Annotated in this window: 14 protein-coding genes, 1 other RNA gene and 1 riboswitch; of the genes, 14 read left to right on the top strand and 1 reads right to left on the bottom strand. The window is 42.4% G+C overall.

The genetic code is table 11. The annotated features are described in order from the left end of the window. Positions 1–63: 63 nt before the first annotated feature. From QNI08_RS04205 to QNI08_RS04160, 10 genes are all read left to right on the top strand, one after another. The gene (locus QNI08_RS04205) at positions 64–615 is read left to right on the top strand and encodes an SLOG family protein (protein WP_285766174.1); all 552 of its coding nucleotides are present in this window, start codon (positions 64–66) and stop codon (positions 613–615) included. A 200-nt stretch (positions 616–815) separates the two neighbouring features. Continuing rightward, positions 816–1,127: a cell division regulator GpsB gene (gpsB, locus tag QNI08_RS04200; protein WP_057915139.1), complete on the top strand. Its 312-nt coding sequence runs from the start codon at positions 816–818 to the stop codon at positions 1,125–1,127. 77 nt (positions 1,128–1,204) lie between these two features. Continuing rightward, an RNA gene (gene rnpB, locus QNI08_RS04195) (RNase P RNA component class B) lies at positions 1,205–1,594 on the top strand. Between the two features lie 301 nt (positions 1,595–1,895). Beyond that, entirely contained in the window at positions 1,896–2,060 is a 165-nt protein-coding gene (locus tag QNI08_RS04190) for a hypothetical protein (protein WP_285766173.1), read from the top strand. A gap of 21 nt (positions 2,061–2,081) precedes the next feature. After that, the gene (locus QNI08_RS04185) at positions 2,082–3,233 is read left to right on the top strand and encodes a THUMP domain-containing class I SAM-dependent RNA methyltransferase (protein WP_285766172.1); all 1,152 of its coding nucleotides are present in this window, start codon (positions 2,082–2,084) and stop codon (positions 3,231–3,233) included. A 189-nt stretch (positions 3,234–3,422) separates the two neighbouring features. Beyond that, a complete protein-coding gene (locus QNI08_RS04180) occupies positions 3,423–3,623 on the top strand; it encodes a cold-shock protein (protein WP_034307871.1) in 201 nt (66 codons plus the stop codon). A gap of 195 nt (positions 3,624–3,818) precedes the next feature. Then, on the top strand, positions 3,819–5,732 hold the full coding sequence (locus QNI08_RS04175; RefSeq protein WP_285766171.1) for an ATP-dependent DNA helicase: 1,914 nt from the start codon (positions 3,819–3,821) through the stop codon (positions 5,730–5,732). A gap of 121 nt (positions 5,733–5,853) precedes the next feature. Beyond that, positions 5,854–7,371, top strand: coding sequence for a carboxypeptidase M32 (locus tag QNI08_RS04170; protein WP_285766170.1), 1,518 nt, complete (start codon positions 5,854–5,856; stop codon positions 7,369–7,371). Between the two features lie 187 nt (positions 7,372–7,558). After that, positions 7,559–7,660, top strand: a riboswitch (purine riboswitch). Positions 7,661–7,822: 162 nt separating this feature from the next. Beyond that, a complete protein-coding gene (locus QNI08_RS04165) occupies positions 7,823–8,422 on the top strand; it encodes a xanthine phosphoribosyltransferase (protein WP_285766169.1) in 600 nt (199 codons plus the stop codon). Further along, positions 8,415–9,734 carry a nucleobase:cation symporter-2 family protein gene (locus tag QNI08_RS04160; RefSeq protein WP_285766168.1) on the top strand — a complete coding sequence of 440 codons (1,320 nt, stop codon included), beginning with the start codon at positions 8,415–8,417 and terminating at the stop codon, positions 9,732–9,734. Before QNI08_RS04165 ends, QNI08_RS04160 begins: the two co-directional genes overlap by 8 nt. Before the next feature lie 349 nt (positions 9,735–10,083). On the opposite strand, the gene QNI08_RS04155 is transcribed toward QNI08_RS04160, so the two are convergent. Next, entirely contained in the window at positions 10,084–10,533 is a 450-nt protein-coding gene (locus tag QNI08_RS04155) for a chemotaxis protein CheX (protein WP_285766167.1), read from the bottom strand. A 192-nt stretch (positions 10,534–10,725) separates the two neighbouring features. On the opposite strand from QNI08_RS04155, the gene QNI08_RS04150 reads away from it, so the two are divergent. The 4 genes from QNI08_RS04150 to QNI08_RS04135 all read left to right on the top strand — a co-directional run bounded on the left by QNI08_RS04150 (position 10,726) and on the right by QNI08_RS04135 (position 16,541). Next, positions 10,726–11,811 carry a type III polyketide synthase gene (locus QNI08_RS04150; RefSeq protein ID WP_285766166.1) on the top strand — a complete coding sequence of 362 codons (1,086 nt, stop codon included), beginning with the start codon at positions 10,726–10,728 and terminating at the stop codon, positions 11,809–11,811. Then, positions 11,808–12,341 carry an isoprenylcysteine carboxyl methyltransferase family protein gene (locus tag QNI08_RS04145; protein WP_352231194.1) on the top strand — a complete coding sequence of 178 codons (534 nt, stop codon included), beginning with the start codon at positions 11,808–11,810 and terminating at the stop codon, positions 12,339–12,341. Before QNI08_RS04150 ends, QNI08_RS04145 begins: the two co-directional genes overlap by 4 nt. A 141-nt stretch (positions 12,342–12,482) precedes the next feature. Next, positions 12,483–12,641 carry a hypothetical protein gene (locus tag QNI08_RS04140; protein WP_285766165.1) on the top strand — a complete coding sequence of 53 codons (159 nt, stop codon included), beginning with the start codon at positions 12,483–12,485 and terminating at the stop codon, positions 12,639–12,641. Positions 12,642–12,833: 192 nt separating this feature from the next. After that, positions 12,834–16,541 carry a dynamin family protein gene (locus QNI08_RS04135; RefSeq protein ID WP_285766164.1) on the top strand — a complete coding sequence of 1,236 codons (3,708 nt, stop codon included), beginning with the start codon at positions 12,834–12,836 and terminating at the stop codon, positions 16,539–16,541. The last annotated feature ends 62 nt before the right edge of the window (positions 16,542–16,603 follow it).

Raw genomic sequence — 16,603 nt, 5'->3', positions numbered from 1 at the left:
ATAAGGGCTCTTAGCCCTTATTTTTTTCATACATAATCATAAAAGAGGGAGTTTGGCCAAGCGATGAAGGTTTTATATTTAACCGGCTACAAGGCGTTTGAATTCGGGATATTCAAAAATGACCATGAGGCCGTGAAATATATAAAGAAAGCCATTGAGCAGCGTCTGCTGCCAATGGTGGAAGATGGTCTCGAATGGGTGATCATATCCGGACAATTAGGCACCGAGCTTTGGGGAGCCGAAGTGGTATTTGCCCTGCAGGAGGAGTATGATCAGCTTAAATTAGGCGTGCTTACACCCTATCTGAAACAGGAAGAATCATGGAACGAGACCAATCAGGAATATTATCGGTCAATAGTGGCCCGTGCCGATTTCGTCGATTCCATCTTCCATAAACCGTATGAAGGTCCCCAGCAACTAAAAATCAAAAATAAGTATATGGTCCATAAAAGTGATGCGATGCTCATCATATTTGAAGACGAAAAAGATGGATCAGCCAAATACCCATATCAAGAAGCATTAAAAAAAGCGGAAAATCAATCATATCCCATCTATCAGGTAAACTTCGATGACCTGCAAATGGCCGCGGAAGAGAGCACGTGGTCGGAGGAGTGACGGACCGAAAATTTTATCGATTAAAAGTTGTTTCTGGAAGCCATTCATATTATGATGAAATTTAGATAGAGATTCATGGGAGTACATAGCGTGCACGTAAGCATTATTCAATTATCAGTGTGTTTCGTTGACAAACCCAGACAGATTTGAAAAAATAATAAAAAGTCGATTGTATTGGCGAAAGTATTGAGGTGAGTCTTATGCTATCCGATAAGATAAAATTAACGGCTAAGGATATTCTTGAGAAGGATTTTAAAACAGCCATGCGCGGTTATAAGCCTGAAGATGTAGATCAATTCCTGGATCTGATCATTAAAGATTATGAAGTGTTCCATCAGGAGATTGAAGATCTTAAACAAGAAAATCTCAAATTAAAAAAACATGCCGAAGAAAGTACAAAACGTCCCAACCAACCTGCTCCCAGTGCAACACCGGGAACCACTAACTTTGACATCCTGAAACGGCTATCCAATTTGGAAAAGCACGTTTTTGGAAACAAGCTTTTTGATTGATTCCTTTTTTAAAAAAGAAAATGATCTTGGTATTGTGTTTTAATGGTTAATGAAGTATAATCAATGATGTTATGTTAACGTTTGGGTAATTGCTGCTGCATTTTTTTGCAGTAGAGGAAAGTCCATGCTCGCACGGACTGCGATGTCCGTAGTGTTCGTGCCTGGCGAAAAAATAAGCTTGGGCAGCAGTCTAGGATTGCTGACGGCTGGGAAAATGCCTAAGTCCATTGGATATGGCATGACTACCTATAAAAGTGCCACAGTGACGGAGCCTTTACAGAAATGTAAAGGGTGGAACGAGGTAAACCCCACGAGCGAGAAACCCAAATTAATGGTAGGGGCGCTTTCTTCCTTGGAATTGAACGAGGAGAAGGACAGAAGCCAAGCTTCTGTAGATAGATGATTACCGCCGAAGTACGAGACGTGAGTCGCTTGCAGTACTGAGGAACAAAACATGGCTTACAGAACGTTATCATATTATATCAAAAGCACAGCTCTCCTTTTAAAAGGAGAGTTTTTGTTTATGAAACAGCCATTTGCTAAAAAGTGGACGGATTCCAAAATTACTCGTTATCCAATCCTGCTCTGTGTTACACTATGTACTTGACGTGTTTTGGGATCACGATTCACAAATGGGATTTTTTCATTCGTTGTATGCTTGAAAAGCGCGGGAAAGTTAAGCAATTCCATGTTTTTGGGCATCCTCTATAAATAAGGGTTCAACAGCTAGTGCATAAAGGAGTTATGAATGGGTGGTATTTGCTCTGCATGAATACCTTCATTTCCTCTTTGGAGGAGTGCAAGCTTGACCAGTCGATACATAGAAGAAATGAAAGTGTCAAATGGCACGCAAACACGAATGCTAAGCGAATAAAAAAAGGTATTGCTTGTATTGAAATTGAAGGCCGTGAAGGCGGCATTGATTTGAATTAATGGAAAGAAGGTGCAAGACCAATGAAACAATTCGATATTATCGCGACTTCCGCAATGGGATTGGAATCAATCGTTGCAAAGGAAGTCAGGGATTTAGGTTACGATTGTCAGGTTGAAAATGGAAAGATCATGTACAAAGGCGATCAGTCTGCGATTGCCCGCTCCAATTTATGGCTTCGGAGTGCTGATAGGGTCAAAATAAAAGTCGGTGAATTTAAAGCATATTCCTTTGATGAATTGTTTGAAAAAACGAAAGCCTTGAATTGGGAAGATTATTTGTCTGCAGATGTCGAGTTCCCTGTAAGCGGAAAATCAGTCAAGTCACAGCTTTACAGCGTGCCTGATTGCCAGGCTATCGTCAAAAAGGCGATCGTTGACAGATTGAAAAGCAAATATAAGCAAGTTTCCTGGTTTGCCGAGACTGGCCCGCTGTTCAAAATTGAGGTATCGATCTTGAAAGATGTTGTGACGCTTACGATGGACACCTCAGGTGCAGGCTTGCATAAGCGAGGCTATCGGACCGGGCAGGGGGAAGCGCCCCTCAAGGAAACCTTGGCTGCGGCCTTAATCATGCTGACCAATTGGAAACCGGATAAGCCATTCATAGATCCGTTTTGTGGATCGGGAACGATTCCAATCGAGGCAGCCTTGATCGGGCAGAATATAGCCCCTGGCTTCAATCGGGAATTCGTTGCCGAAACCTGGTCGTGGATGGAAGCTAAGGTCTGGGATGACGCGAGGGATGAAGCGGAGGACTTAGCAAATTATGATCAGCATTTGGATATAACAGGCTGTGATATAGACCATCGGATGGTTGATATCGCGAAAGCCAATAGTTTCGAGGCAGGTTTGGGGGATTTGATTGAGTTCAAGCAAATGCAGGTGCGGGATATTTCGACGAGGAAAGAGTTTGGCGTCATTGTCGGTAACCCGCCTTACGGTGAGCGGCTTGGGGAGAAAAAAGCGGTCGAACAGATGTATCGTGAAATGGGCCAAGCCTTCAAGAAGCTTGATACCTGGTCGGTATACATGATCACTTCCAACCCGGACTTCGAACAGCATTATGGTAAACCAGCAACTAAAAAAAGGAAATTGTTTAACGGCTTCATCCGGGCCGACCTTTATCAGTATTGGGGAAAACGCCCGCCAAGACAGCCTCGCGTCGAAGGATAGGTCCAATATAATGGAACATTTTGAATAATCAGGACGTTTTATTCATAATAGGTTCCAGTCTTGCTTATCATTTCCTTTTCTGTTATTCTAATAATGAATTATTTTTGTTCAGATTTAAGGAAAACCTTAATGTGCAATGAGCAAGGATAGTAATATAATGTGTGGAGAACACACTAGGAGGCAACAAAAATGGAACAAGGTAAAGTAAAATGGTTTAACGCAGAAAAAGGTTTTGGCTTCATCGAACGTGAAGGTGGAGACGATGTATTCGTACATTTCTCAGCTATTCAAGGCGAAGGTTTCAAAACACTTGAAGAAGGCCAAGATGTTACATTTGATGTTGAACAAGGTCAACGTGGACCACAAGCATCAAACGTAAACAAAGCTTAATTCAACCCTATAGCAGGTACAGACAGGCTCTGATAAGAGCCTGTCTTTTATTTTTAATTGGATCCGTAGCGTAACATTCCTGGTATATTGGTAATTGCCTTGACTATTGATGTGTAATAAAGGATAATATACTTTTGCTTAAGATCATTATTGTACGGATTAGTTTATTTATGATAGATAAAAGGGGAGACCAGGATGCTTAAAACACTGCCTTTTTCGGTAACGAAGGAAGATTCTTTTTACGATAAGCTTTCAGAATGGATCGGTGATGTCTTTTACGATATTCTTCCCGAAAAAGGATTTGAGCTGCGTGATGAACAAATCTTCATGGCTTTTCAGTTGGAAAAAGCCTTTAAAGAAAAGAATGTAAGTTTTGCTGAAGCAGGTGTAGGGACCGGTAAGACCTTGGTCTATTTACTATATGCGATTTGTTATGCAAGATATACGAATAAACCGGCAATTATTTCGTGTGCGGATGAAACTCTGATAGAACAGCTTGTGAAAGAAGAAGGCGATATAGAAAAAATTAAAAATGCCTTGGGAATCGAAGTGGACGTCCGCCTTGCCAAATACCACGATCAATATGTTTGCCTAAAGAAATTGGAACATGCGGTCAATCATGAAGACTCTGAGGGAATAGATCAGCTTTATGATGAACTCCCTAAGTTTGTCCATGACAATTCATCCATGAATGCCTATACAGCATACGGGGATCGTAAACAATACCCCTATTTGAATGATGAAGATTGGTCCAAAGTCGGCTGGGATCAGCTTCAAAACTGTTTCACTTGTGATAAACGGCATCGCTGCGGCCAGACGTTATCCCGGGATCACTATCGCAAATCAAGCGATTTGATCATTTGTTCTCATGACTTTTTCATGGAGCATGTATGGACAAAAGAGAAACGGAAGCGTGAAGGGCAATTGCCGTTACTGCCGGAGCATAGCTGTGTCGTTTTTGATGAAGGCCACCTGCTGGAGTTTGCTGCCCAAAAAGCGTTGACATATAAAGTTGGCGAACAAACGCTTGCTTCTGTATTGGAATTGCTGACAGGCAATCAGGTTCGTGAAGAAACGCTATACATCATCGAGGACTTGATTGACATCAATGAGGAATTTTTTGATTTGCTCGATGATAAAGCGATTCATGTCACCGGATCTAATCGCTATGAAATTCCCATGTCCAAACAAATAACGAGCTTCGCTCAAAAGCTTCAAAAAAAGGTCGAAGAGTTGGAGGAGAGCCTCGTTTTTGAAGCCGAAATGTACACGATTAATGACTATGACCTAAAAGTGACGGAGGAATATTTAGAGCAGCTTGGCTATTCACTTTCTTTGTTCGTTAAGGATGAACAGGCCGTTTCCTGGTTTGAAGAAAATGAAATGACGAAGACATTGGTCATCATGCCAAGGATGGTACAGGACATCCTGTCTGAACAAGTATTCTCTAAAAAGATTCCGTACATTTTCTCATCAGCGACTTTATCGGATAACAAATCGTTCCAATATATTGCTGATAGCTTGGGAATCGAAAAGTATGACAGTTTCTCTGTGGAGTCACCATTCGAATATGATGAAGTCATGAAAATGAACATGCCTATCTTTGAAAATGGAGACCAAATGGCAAAACTTCAGTACACGATAAAGACGATAGAGGAAAATGAAGGACGTACGTTGGTGTTATTCCATTCTAAAGAAGAATTGCAATGGTTCAAGGATCATTGTCCTGAATCCGCTTATCCGTTTTATTTTGAAGGAGAAGCGGAAATCAGCGATCTTGTTAAAAAGTTTCAAGAAGATGAGCACTCTTCTCTATTCTCCTATCATTTATGGGAAGGTTTGGATGTACCGGGACAATCTCTGCAAAATGTCGTAATACATTCCTTGCCATTCCCTCCGCTTGATCCAGTGTTTGAAGCTAAACGGAATTCGGTTTCCCATCCATTCGAGGAAGTCGATCTTCCGTACATGCTTCTTCGCCTGCGTCAAGGAATAGGACGCTTGATCAGGACGAGCAATGACTCTGGAACCGTTCAGATTTTGACGGAAAAAAATCTTGAGGAACAGGTGAAAGATAAGATCATGTCGGTTCTTCCGGTTACGCTGTAAACCGTATATCAGTATAGAGCCCAAGGGGATAAGCTCCCTTGAGCTCTTTTTTTTACTGGTAGTTCTGAGATGAAAGAGTTTAGTATAATATGGTAAAGTGTAGTTGGAAGGAGCAGTGCATATGATTAAAAAGGGTATTGAACCGATAGAAAAAGAATTTATAGAGTATGTGAAGAAAATTGCGGCCTATAAGGAGGCACTGGCGTTAATTTTTTGGGATTTGCGCACAGGTGCCCCGAAAAAAGGGGTAGAGCAGCGATCAGAAGTGATTGGGGTAATTTCTTCAGAGGTTTTCAATATGAGTACAAGTAAAGAGATGGAATCCTTTATAACAGAACTTGCAATGAGTGAAGCGCACTTGAGCGAAACGACCAATAAAATGGTGCAAGAATGTAAAAAGGAGTTTGATAGAAATAAAAAGATTCCTGCTGATGAGTACAGGGAATTCGTGATTCTGCAATCCCGCTCTGAAAGTGCATGGGAAGAGGCAAGGGAAAAAGCGGATTTTTCGTTATTTCAACCGTATCTAGAGCAAATTGTTGCTTATACGCGTAAGTTCGTGGAGTATTGGGGCTATGAGGGACAGAAATACAATACCCTATTGGAAATGTATGAGCCAGGCGTAACCGTAGATATACTTGACGAGGTATTCAGTGAACTCCGTGCGAGTATCGTGCCTCTTGTAAAGCAAATCGCCTCAAGCGAACATCAGCCAGAAACGTCATTCCTTTATGATACGTTCCCAAAAGAAAAACAGCATCAATTGAACCTAGCCGTTTTAGAGCAGCTAGGATACGATTTCAAAGCTGGCAGGTTGGATGAAACCGTTCATCCTTTTGCGACTGGAATCAATCGGGGCGATGTCCGGGTGACGACCCGCTACGATGAGAATGATTTCAGGGGCGCCATCTTTGGTACGATCCATGAATGCGGACATGCCATTTATGAGCAGAATATCGCGGAGGAGTTAACCGGAACGCTGCTTGATGAGGGGACATCAATGGGGATCCATGAATCTCAATCATTGTTTTTCGAGAATTTCATTGGCCGGAACTACAGCTTCTGGAAGAATAAATATTCCCTTCTGAAAGAATTTGCTCCCGAGCAATTCAATGATGTAACGCTTGATGATTTTTACCGCGGCATTAACGAATCGAAGCCATCGTTCATCCGCATCGAAGCAGATGAGCTTACATATCCCTTACACATCATGATACGGTATGAGCTGGAGAAAGACCTGTTTAATGGAGAACTTGAAGTGAAGGACTTACCTAAAGTCTGGAATGAAAAATATAACGAATATTTAGGAATCATGCCTGAGAATGACGCCATGGGTGTATTGCAAGATGTACATTGGTCAGACGGCAGCTTTGGGTACTTTCCGTCATATGCATTGGGATATATGTACGCTGCCCAAATCAAGCAGTCCATGCTGAAGGATTTGCCTGATTTTGATGACTTGTTGGAAGCTGGCAACATTGACCCCATCAGGAAATGGCTGAATGATAAGATCCACAAATACGGCAAAACAAAAAAACCTCTGGAGATTTTGGAAGAAACGACAGGAGAAGGATTGAATGTCCAATATTTGATCCGGTACCTTGAAAGCAAATACAAGGATGTATACAAAATCCAATGATTTCAGGAAGACCTTGGTAAAATGCCAAGGTCTTCACGTATTTGAAGCTTCAGATGTAATATGTTGATTATCAAATATCATAATATTCTAAAAACGCGAATGATTTTTTGGCATTTTAATTGAAAGTTCGGTTTTTATTAAAAATTCCTTTTCAAATTAAAGCAGCGTTGTTATAATTCATATATTAATAAAAGTATAAAGTTTCACTCGTATAATCGCAGGAATATGGCCTGCAAGTTTCTACCGAATTACCGTAAATGATTCGACTATGGGTGAGTAATAGATTCTGTTGCATAAATGGAAGGCTTTTGCTGATTCATTTTTCATGTATGCCCAGGAAATATTGCTTCACTCCAACAAAGTGCCGCAATGTTTCCTGGGCTTTTTTATTTGCCGGGAAACAAGGCACGGTTTATGGGTCAATAAACATCCAAAACTGGGAGGAACCTTCATGCAACTTTTAAAGGAAAAAATCTTGTCCGAGGGCCAAGCTTTATCTGAAGACATATTGAAAGTGGATTCATTCTTGAATCATCAAATGGATCCTATGCTAATGAAAGAAATCGGTAAGGAATTCGCCAAGCGCTTTGAACAAAAGGAAATAACGAAGGTGCTGACCATAGAATCTTCAGGCATTGGACCTGGATTGATGGCAGCCTTGGAATTGGAGGTCCCGCTAATCTTTGCGCGCAAACGTAAATCGCTTACTTTGACCAACGATTTAGTGACTGCTTCTGTCCATTCTTTTACAAAACAAGAAACCAATACAATCACGGTTTCCAATAAATATATTGAAGCTGGCGATAAGGTTTTGATTATCGATGACTTCCTTGCTGTCGGCCAAGCAGCTAGAGGCTTGGTGGATATTTGCAGTCAGGTTGGTGCAGAAGTGGCAGGCATCGGCATCGTTATTGAAAAAGCCTTCCAAAGCGGCGGCAAGGACCTTAGGGAACAAGGCTTTCAAGTCGAGTCCCTTGCTGAAATCGCTAAATTGAAGTTTGGCGAGATAACGTTCGTTGAAAAAAAGGAAGGGGCTCCGATCCATGTCTAATCAATCACCATTAAAAGTTGCTTCCTTGGGATTACAGCATGTTCTTGCCATGTATGCAGGTGCGATCGTCATTCCATTGATTGTCGGCGGGGCGCTGGGATTGACCGCAGCGCAGTTAACTTACTTAGTATCGATTGATATTTTGATGTGTGGAATAGCCACCCTATTGCAAGTATGGAAAAATAAATTCTTTGGGATTGGTCTTCCTGTCGTCCTGGGGTGCACGTTCACAGCAGTTAGCCCGATGATAGCCATCGGTACGCAATATGGAATCAACTCCATTTATGGCTCCATTTTGGTTTCGGGATTGATTGTCGTGTTAATCAGTAAATTCTTCGGGAAGTTGGCAAGGTTCTTCCCGCCGATCGTCACTGGCTCGGTCGTTTTGATCATCGGCATCACGCTCATTCCTGTTGCCATCAACAATCTTGGCGGAGGTCAGGGGTCTGAGGATTTCGGTGACCTGACTAACGTAGCTCTTGGGTTTGGAACTTTATTATTCATCATTTTCATGTATAAATTCTCGACGGGATTCGTACGCTCCATATCCATTTTATTGGGGCTGTTGGCCGGGACCTTGGTGGCATTCTTCCTTGGAAAGGTCGATTTCAGTTCAGTGGCCGACGCTACGTGGCTGCATATGCCGCATTTCTTCTACTTCGGCCTTCCGACATTCCATGTCACTCCGATCATCATCATGACCTTGGTGGCGATCGTCAGTTTAGTGGAGTCGACTGGCGTATATTATGCGCTTGGTGAAATTACGGAAAAAGAGATTTCAGAAGACGATCTAGCACGAGGATATCGTGCCGAGGGGCTGGCCATCATGATTGGCGGTTTGTTCAATGCGTTTCCATACACTGCGTTTTCGCAAAATGTCGGATTGATCCAGCTGTCAGGCATCAAAACCAGGAATGTTATTTATACAACGGCAGGCATCCTGATTTTTATAGGGTTTGTTCCGAAAATTGGTGCATTCACGACGATTATCCCTTCATCCGTGCTCGGCGGCGCTATGGTGGCGATGTTCGGTATGGTGGTTGCTGCCGGCATTAAAATGCTGAGCAAAGTGGACTTTGCTTCACAAGAAAATTTATTGATCATTGCTTGTTCAGTCGGAATGGGCCTTGGGGTAACGGTAGTACCTGATTTATTTGCCCAAATTCCGGAAAATCTTCAAATCTTGACGGCAAACGGAATTGTTGCCGGAAGTTTGACAGCGATTTTCTTGAATATTGTCTTCAACATCATTCCGACCAATGAAAAAGTAAAGAAGGCGCGTCTGAAAGGCCAGAAGGCGAAGGCGGCCTGATTTTTAATAGGTTCAGCCAATTGGTGCCCCGAATTCTCATTCGGGGCATTTTTCCTTGGCACAAAAATGCAGCACCGTTAAAGACGATTGATCGTTTTGTCAGATAAAAGGAAACTATCTTCTGCTTTTGAATATATTGATAGTATATGTTCAGGAAAGTAGTGATAGAGATGGAGAAAAAATATTGCATTCATTGCCGTACCATTTTAAGTCAGGAGTTCCGGTGCAGTGTATGCGGCAAAGAGGAATTTCAAAGCATCATTATTCAGGTACAAAATCAATCTTCCGTAAAAGAAGAAGATTGAAAGCACCCCCTTACTTCATCGGTAAGGGGGTTGTATTGGGTATGCTATTTTTCAATCATGAGGATCAAATGAATCGTACCTGCACCACCCAATGAAACGGGTAGATTAATGGCTTCACTAAAGCCATATAATTTTGTCTTGCCGACAATGACGGTAGGGGGGGTTATGTCCATGGCTATATCGGCTGCCAAGGAAGTAGCCATATTTCCCGCGAGCATATTCCCAAGCTCTGCTGCGAAAGATTCAAGCATTTCGCCTTCCAATGGCATACCAAACATACTTTCACCAATCTTACTCATGCATTCATTTGTGCCCTCTATGATCAATCTTCCACGAATATCGCCTGTCATGCCGATGAGGACACTTATCGATTCCTGCTCGAAAGGCTGCCTGAAGAGGGACGGCTTTTGAATGTCTAACGAAAAGGGAAGGACCGATTTAACGGCAAGAATAGTCCCGTTCAAAACTTTTGTGATAACAGCATTGATTTCCATATAATAAATTCCTCCGATAGTATGAGTTCATACTCTATCTTACCAAATAAATAGGTTATTTTACCTATTTATTTTCATGGATGAAGAAAAAATATAAGGAATCACCAATTGATGTTGCTAATTAGTTCAGAAAGCATAAATGTATGCGTTGTGGGTATATTAACCATATCATGAATAATAAGGGGTGGGCTCATGCCATATTTGCTATCTGCTTCACATCTGAAACTGCCATATTTACTGTCACAGGATAAAATAATGGAATTTTCTCGCGAGATTTTCGGACCTTCCTTTAAAAATATTGAACGGTTACTTAAAGCCTTCAAGAATGGACAAGTAGAAAATCGATATTTTTCCAATGATCTTGATTGGTTTAAAGAAGAGCATACTTTTGCCGAGCGGAATGATTTATACATCAAGCAAGCGATCGAGTTCGGTGTAGAGGCCATCCAAAAATGCCTGGCCAATACGGACTTTTTAAAAGAAGAGCTTCCGGCAAACGAACTGGATGCTTTCTTTTATGTTTCAAGCACGGGGATTGCCACTCCGACGATCGATGCCCGGATCATGAATGAGCTTCCATTTAACCCGCATGCGAAAAGAATCCCGATTTGGGGACTTGGCTGTGCTGGAGGGGCGAGCGGACTAGCACGTGCTTTCGAGTATTGCAAAGCATACCCGAAGGCGAAGGTCATTGTCTTGAGCGTCGAATTATGCAGTTTGACATTCCAAAGAAATGATATTTCAAAAAGCAATCTCATTGGAACCTCATTATTCTCTGATGGAGTAAGTTGCGTATTGGTGTGCGGCGATGAGGTTTCTCAAAAGCTATCAAGAAAAGATCGTCATTTGTCCTTCTTGGATTCCCAATCGACCCTCATGCCGGATTCTTTGGATGTAATGGGGTGGGATGTTAAGGATCAGGGACTATACGTCGTTTTTTCGAAGGACATTCCAACCATCATCAAGGATTGGCTAAAACCGAATGTCCAAGCCTTCTTAGCTGATAATGGATGGAAGCTGGACGATGTCGCGGACTTCATTGCCCATCCAGGCGGGAAAAAGGTCATTGACGCCTATCACGAAGCCTTGGGGTTCGATGAAAGCAAGACCAAAGAGTCAATGAATGTATTGAGGGAGTTCGGCAATATGTCATCAGCTACCATTTTGTATGTCCTGGAGAGATTCATGCAGCGTGGCGGAAATAAAGATGATTTAGGCTTGGCCGCTGCACTGGGGCCAGGGTTCTCATCTGAACTCTTATTAATGAGGTGGACATGATGATTTTTTCCATATTCATTGTCTTGATAGCCAGTCAGCGCCTTGTGGAATTATATATTGCCAAACAAAATGAAAAGCAGCTCAAAGGGGCTGGTGCGGTCGAATATGGCGAATCCCATTACAGATGGATGGTCCTGATGCACGTAAGTTTTTTTATCGTCCTCATTTTTGAAGTGCTAATGTATGGAAGGAATGTCTCTTCACTATGGCCGATATGGCTGACTCTTTTTCTGGTTGCTCAGTCTGGCAGGGTTTGGGTAATCAGTTCATTAGGAAAGCATTGGAACACAAAAATCATCGTCGTTCCCAATGCCGAAGTGGTCATTAAAGGACCTTATAAATTTTTCAAACATCCAAACTATATCATCGTGGCTACGGAGATAATCGTAATTTCCTTATTATTTAATGCATATTATACAGCCATCATCTTTACGATCTTGAACGCATGGATGATGGCGGTAAGAATTCCGCTTGAAGAAAAAGCTTTAAAGGAAAATACGGAATACTCGACGATTTTTAAAGGAAAGTAAGAAAAGTTTATTTTTTTATTGAAAATGATTATCGTTCGTGATAAGATTTTAAATGAAGATGAAAATTATTCTCAATCAAAGATCTATTAAATTTCAATGAAAACTGAAAGCAGTTCACTATAAAAGAGGATGGTGTATGGAATGGTCTGGGTATTCATTTTATTGACAGTCGCTACATATGGTTTTGTGATGAAATATGTACTGAGTAATATTCAAAAACCGGCAAAGGCAATCAAACCGTATGATGAGTCAACGAAGGAAAACCGGGCGCCATTCAATCCCACCCCTACAACCAGGTAAATAGCCTGGTTTTTTTTGTTTCAAAAAAGGTTTCTATTTAACCCATCTGTGTCCATCCGCCCGCCAATCGGCGGTTTTTTAACATGCCCTGAAATGAATCATATAGTAAACTAAAGCTGACGGTATGAATAACAATCGAAATCGTTTACAATAAGGATATTAAAAAGATGATAGATTAAGGGGTATGGATTCATGATTCAAGAAACAGTTAAACAACAGTCCAAATTGGGAATTTTGACTGCCATGTATGAGAAATTTCAGTCGGCAGGTGACACAGGCAACGCTGATAAGCTGAAGCAGCTAATCATGAAAGTGAAGGATGAAGAGTTCATCATCGCTTTTTGCGGGCATTTTTCAGCAGGTAAATCAAGTATGATCAATTTCCTGCTTGATGATCAAGTATTGCCCTCTTCACCGATTCCAACGAGTGCCAATACGGTTAAAGTCCAAAAAGGGGAGGACTATGCCAAAGTCTTTTATCATAACCAGCCGCCCGTTTTATTCCCTGCACCATATGATTTTAAAGAGGTGAAGAAATTTGCAAAAGACGGGGATTCTGTGTCGGCGATAACGATAAGTTCTAAGCATTTTGCCCTGCCGGATTCATGTGCGATCATGGATACGCCGGGAATCGATTCGACTGACGATGCTCATAGGGTCTCTACGGAATCAGCCCTGCATCTTGCTGATGTCGTGTTCTATGTCATGGACTATAATCATGTTCAATCAGAAGTGAATTTTCTGTTCACCAAAGAATTGCTGGAGGCTGGAAAACCGACATACCTAATTATCAATATGATTGATAAGCATGATGAGGGTGAACTCGGCTTTCAGGACTTCAAGCTTTCGGTTTCTGAAGCATTTGCAAATTGGAATGTATACCCTGATGGGATTTTTTATACATCCGTTAGAGATCAGAACAATAAGGATAATGAAATTGAAGAGGTTCGCAAGTTTATATTCGATATGGCTGATAAGGGCCAAAATGATGGAAAAGATGCCATCATGCAATCGGCTAAAGCATTAGTCGACAGGCATCTTGCCTGGCTGAAGGAGCAATATGAAGAGGAACACGCCAATGAATTTGAAGTACTGTCGGAACTTCCATTTGAAGAGCGAACACAACTGACGCATCAAGTGGACAGCCTAATGAAGGAAAAAAAATCATTGAATGGCCGTATAGAGGCCCTCAAAGTGCAATATTCCGAGGCTCTGGAAACGATTTTGAAGAGTGCGTACATCATGCCTGCGTCCACACGTGACCTGGGAAAATCCTTCTTGGAATCGGCACAGCCCGATTTTAAGATGGGCCTATTATTTGCCAAGAAAAAAACGGAGGCGGAGCGTGAGCAACGTATCCGGGCATTTTTGGCTGACTTGCAAGAAAAAGTGAAGACACAGCTTGAATGGCATCTTAAGGAATTGGCGGTCAAAACACTGACCAATGCCGAAGTTCATGATTCAACGCTTGAAAGCAAAGCCCAGACACTGCAAATCGAGGTAACGGAAGCTTACATAAAAGGTTCCCTAAAGCCTCAAGTCGATATTACTGGTGAATATGTCCTGAACTATACGAATGACTTGGCCTCTGCCATCAAAAAGAAGGCCCGTGATGTATCGGAAGCCTTTTTGAATCAAATCGCTGCCGTCATGGAAGGAATCGTGGAAGAGCAGTCACGATCCATCGATAAGGAACTTGAAGGGTTTGCCGAGTTCGCGGAAGCCTTAAAAGTAATGGCTGCCATCAACGCTGAAATTGAAGCCCAATCGGAAAGATTGGAGGCGATTGCCAACCAAACAGCAACATTGGCAACCGAACAAGATATCGACCATCTATTAAATGAGTGGGATGAAGAAGAAAAAAACATAACCGTCAAAATCATGACAACAACTGAAGCAAGTGCACCAAAGCATGTCAAAGAGCCAGCTGAGGAAGATCGAGGATCTCAGGATGCAGTACCTTCCGATGCGGTTCAGCTGCCGGATGCTACTGATTTACGGGGAAAAGAAAAGCTAATGGAAACGGCAGCGAGCTTACAGCAGGCCGCACACTTGATCCAACCGTTGAGGGGCTTCCAATCGCTTTACAAGGAATTGACCGACAAGGCAAAGCGCTTGGAGAAGCAGACCTTCACTGTTGCCCTTTTCGGTGCCTTCAGTGCCGGAAAATCTTCCTTTGCCAATGCGTTAATGGGGGAAAGCGTCCTTCCTGTTTCGCCTAACCCGACAACTGCGGCGATCAACAAAATCATGGCTTCCGATGCTGATCATCCCCATGGTACTGCAACGGTCAAATTAAAAACGGAAGCGATGCTGTTAGAAGATGTCAGCATGGCTCTGGCTGCCTTTGAAAAATCGGCCAAGACACTGGATGAAGCCCTTCAACTGGCAGGGCAAATCATTGACAAAGCAGGAGAAGTGGATAAAGGGAAAACGCATTTATCCTTCCTTCGCGCCTTTCACCAAGGGATGCCTGAGCATAAAGCCGATTTAGGCAATGTGGTTACGGTCGATCTGGAGGGATTCAAGCGATTTGCTGCGGAAGAGTCCAAGTCTTGTCTCGTGGATTTAATCGAATTACGGTATGACTGTGAAATGACCAAGCAAGGTATGGTGCTTGTCGACACACCAGGGGCAGATTCGATAAATGCCCGGCATACAGGGGCTGCTTTCGAATATATCAAAAATTCCGACGCGATCCTTTTCGTGACTTACTATAATCATCCATTTTCCCGTGCAGATAGGGAATTCCTGATACAGCTCGGCCGTGTGAAAGATTCGTTCGCCATGGATAAGATGTTCTTTATCGTCAATGCCGTCGACCTTGCCCAAACGACCGATGAATTGGACGAAGTGATGGATTATGTCAAAGATCAACTGAATGGATTCGGCATTCGGTTTCCAAAGCTGTTCCCGCTTACGAGCAAAGGGGCATTGTCGGAAAAACAAACGCCTGGTTCCTTTAAGCACTCGTTCCTTCGGGATAGTGGTATTTCCGAGTTCCAGAAGCAGTTCGATTCTTTCATCGAAAACGATTTGACAGGACTTGCGATCGCATCGGCACAAGCAGCCGTAAAGAGGACGGAGGAGCTGCTTCGTGATGTGATTGCGGCCTCAAAACAGGATGAAAAAACGAAACGAAAAGCTTTGGAATCCCTTTCCAGTGAGGCTCATGCCATTTCCGAAATTCTCGCTGTCATGAAAGGTGATGCGGAAAAGCAGCGGTTGAAAAAGGAAATTGATGAATTGACTTTTTATAGTAAACAACGGGTCTTCTTCCGCTTCAATGACTTCTTCAAGGAGTCCTTCAACCCGGCCGTATTGAAGGACGATGGCGGAGATCTGAAATTGGTCCTTAAGCAAGCACTGATCAATTTACTGGGTGCGCTGGGCTTTGACCTTGCCCAGGAAATGCGGGCAACGGCTTTAAGGTCTGAATTGTTCGTAAATAAATTGTTGGATGAAAAACAAAGTAGTTTGCTGCAGCAAATGCAGAAAGTGAGAAAAAGCCTCTCTGTACAGCCTTTTGAACCTAATGAGCGGGAATCTCCAGAATTTATGGGAGCCTTCGCCGAATTGGAGACAGCGGAATTCAAGAAGGAATTGGCTTTATTTAAAAACCCTAAGTCTTTCTTTGAAAAAAATGAAAAAGTGAAAATGAGCGATGGTCTTCAGAAGCGTTTGGATGAACCTGCGCTAGCGTATGTCAAAGAGCAGGGAGAGCGGATTTATACCATGTATGATCAAGTGCTCGATCAAGAATTGCTTGCCATCCAAAACGAATTCAAGCAGGAGATAGCCGATATCTTTACAGGGCTGCGTGCAGCTTTGGAGGAAAAGGTGGATATACCATACTATGAAAATGCAGTAATGGAATTGGCTAGAATGCAGGTGAAATAAAATCAGTTTTACAAGCCCAACCATGCAAGCGAGAAAAGATATCGTAATCCAAAGGATGGCTG

It is taken from the genome of Peribacillus folii, assembly GCF_030271255.1.
GTDB lineage: Bacteria > Bacillota > Bacilli > Bacillales > DSM-1321 > Peribacillus.
This window is presented reverse-complemented; position numbering and strand designations above follow the sequence as displayed.

Bases quoted from the DNA above. Each gene is read 5' to 3' on its own strand.
- QNI08_RS04205 (WP_285766174.1), top strand. From the start codon at position 64: ATGAAGGTTTTATATTTAACCGGCTACAAGGCGTTTGAATTCGGGATA.
- gpsB (WP_057915139.1), top strand. From the start codon at position 816: ATGCTATCCGATAAGATAAAATTAACGGCTAAGGATATTCTTGAGAAG.
- QNI08_RS04190 (WP_285766173.1), top strand. From the start codon at position 1,896: ATGAATACCTTCATTTCCTCTTTGGAGGAGTGCAAGCTTGACCAGTCG.
- QNI08_RS04185 (WP_285766172.1), top strand. From the start codon at position 2,082: ATGAAACAATTCGATATTATCGCGACTTCCGCAATGGGATTGGAATCA.
- QNI08_RS04180 (WP_034307871.1), top strand. From the start codon at position 3,423: ATGGAACAAGGTAAAGTAAAATGGTTTAACGCAGAAAAAGGTTTTGGC.
- QNI08_RS04175 (WP_285766171.1), top strand. From the start codon at position 3,819: ATGCTTAAAACACTGCCTTTTTCGGTAACGAAGGAAGATTCTTTTTAC.
- QNI08_RS04170 (WP_285766170.1), top strand. From the start codon at position 5,854: ATGATTAAAAAGGGTATTGAACCGATAGAAAAAGAATTTATAGAGTAT.
- QNI08_RS04165 (WP_285766169.1), top strand. From the start codon at position 7,823: ATGCAACTTTTAAAGGAAAAAATCTTGTCCGAGGGCCAAGCTTTATCT.
- QNI08_RS04160 (WP_285766168.1), top strand. From the start codon at position 8,415: ATGTCTAATCAATCACCATTAAAAGTTGCTTCCTTGGGATTACAGCAT.
- QNI08_RS04155 (WP_285766167.1), bottom strand. From the start codon at position 10,533: ATGGAAATCAATGCTGTTATCACAAAAGTTTTGAACGGGACTATTCTT.
- QNI08_RS04150 (WP_285766166.1), top strand. From the start codon at position 10,726: ATGCCATATTTGCTATCTGCTTCACATCTGAAACTGCCATATTTACTG.
- QNI08_RS04145 (WP_352231194.1), top strand. From the start codon at position 11,808: ATGATGATTTTTTCCATATTCATTGTCTTGATAGCCAGTCAGCGCCTT.
- QNI08_RS04140 (WP_285766165.1), top strand. From the start codon at position 12,483: ATGGTCTGGGTATTCATTTTATTGACAGTCGCTACATATGGTTTTGTG.
- QNI08_RS04135 (WP_285766164.1), top strand. From the start codon at position 12,834: ATGATTCAAGAAACAGTTAAACAACAGTCCAAATTGGGAATTTTGACT.